Source organism: Myroides sp. LoEW2-1, from assembly GCF_009767705.1.
Taxonomy (GTDB): Bacteria; Bacteroidota; Bacteroidia; order Flavobacteriales; family Flavobacteriaceae; genus Flavobacterium; species Flavobacterium album_A.
The window spans coordinates 1-1,925 of sequence record NZ_WSPP01000009.1 but is presented as its reverse complement, the minus strand read 5'-3'; the positions used below and the strand labels follow the sequence as shown (position 1 = coordinate 1,925).

The window sequence follows — 1,925 nt, the reverse complement described above, 5'->3', positions numbered from 1 at the left end:
GTAGAAGAAGCAAATGAATATAGTTCGCGTTTGCCAATTAAATTTGGCTTTCAATATGTCTATGATTTTATAGTAGAACCATCAGTTTTAAAGAATAGATTGAGACGAATGCAGCAGTTTCGCTTGCAATTATAATTAAAATTGACATACTGAAAAAAGCAATTTGCCACTGTGCATTCTGTTATTGTCTATGCAAAAGGACGCTTTGAAAGAAAGGTTTTGTTTAACCACTTTTAAAGCGTCTTTTTTGTTTTATTAGCTATAATTTTTTGGTTTTTAATACTTAAATATTTGTGAGACTGATGTTGGCTTATAGTGTATTTAAATAGTTTTCACCTTGCAAGTAAGTATTTTAATCAGTCTGAAAAAGGAATATCCATGTGGTAAAATAGAAGTTTGTACGGGGAAACTTTAAAAAGTTATCGAATTAAGTTAATAAAGCTTATCCATATCATTTGTTTTTTTATCGGAAATAGGTGACTTTGTTAAGTTCTTCATTGTGTTTTTTAGAGTTTTAAGACGCTCTCTATCACAAGGCTTAGTTTTTTGTTATGAAAACTTGTCAACTCTAAGTCGTGTATTTTTCAATACTTTAATGAATTGTTTTTTGTATATGTAAATTTGGATAATTTTTTGTGAACAATTGTTATAATTTCAAGAGGTTATTTTGCGAATTATGAATCTACTTTACTTTAATGGTTAGTAATAGTTTAAGGAATGTTGTTTTTTATGAAAATAAAACTCATATTTTGAACATTTTTATTGTCAGTTTTTAAAAAGGTACTATTTTTACAAAATAAATACTTACTTGCTTTTGGACGAGTGACGAGTAGTGTTTTTTTAGTATAAATAGATTAACAATTTCTCATTGTGTAATTATTGTTTAGGTAGTTATTACATAGTGCGCCTTGTTGGTTTTAAATTTAAAACACAAATGAATAGTCATAAGATTCAAAAGAATTATTACCACTTGCTTTGGTTTTTAGTTAAGAGGTTTGATTTGCTTAGGAGGATTGATGTTGCGAATGCTCAAGAGACGGTCAATTTTATAATCATAGTTAACTTCTTGAATGTTTACTGGCAAATCCTTAAAGAAAAAAAAATAAGTAGTAAGAGTAAGCCTCTCTGTTTGTCTTTGTTCTTTTTGTTAGATCGAGAGAATAAAGTTCATGCTATGTCTAATGAGTTAGCGGAGTTATTGCCCATTAGTAAAGGGTTTGATTTTAGCGATATCCTTAATAAGGATAAAGAGTATTTTGAGAAAATGCCCAGTCATTATCGCTATATTGAGTTTGATTTAGTCGATAAGTTTAGCAATAGTTACAAGGCACTGGTCTTACGTGTTTCTATGAATAATGATTTTGATATTTTACAGGGATTTGCTTTGCCTTTTAATGAAATACAGAGTGCTTTTCCGATTAATTCCCATTTGTACAATGCATCAAACGGATTTGAAAATAGTATAATTCAAGCACATGATACAGTTTTGTGTATAGATAATGCGACGGATTTTGATATAAATCAGAAGTACCCTACACCAGTAGAGATAGCAAATAAAGTTGGTTTAACTTTGAACCAGTTGCAGATAGGATATAGGAAAATATACAATACAAATTTTTTGAGTTTTTACAATGAGAATAAGAATATATATGCTTTTTACTTTATCGTATCCTCTACATTGAGTTTAAAAGAAATCGCATTCAAGTGCAATTACAACGATTATAACACATTTTACAAATCATTTAAAAAACAATTTGATTTATCTCCAAGTGAAGTTAGGGAACGTCAGGTAAAATAAGTGCGTTAATTCAATGTATTAAGTGTTTTATTCAATGTGTCATTTCGATAAAAGTTACGTACTTTACTCCCCTGCTAAATTAGTACATAATGCGTTATTTTGATAATTGTAAATTACTTTTTAGTAT

1 protein-coding gene is annotated in these 1,925 nt (G+C 28.7%); it reads left to right on the top strand.

The features are described 5' to 3' along the window. Positions 1-934: 934 nt before the first annotated feature. A complete protein-coding gene (locus GOQ24_RS00905) occupies positions 935-1,798 on the top strand; it encodes a helix-turn-helix domain-containing protein (protein WP_160338933.1) in 864 nt (287 codons plus the stop codon). Positions 1,799-1,925 lie beyond the last annotated feature (127 nt).

Coding starts and splice junctions, on each gene's coding strand:
- GOQ24_RS00905 (WP_160338933.1), top strand. CDS start 935: ATGAATAGTCATAAGATTCAAAAGAATTATTACCACTTGCTTTGGTTT.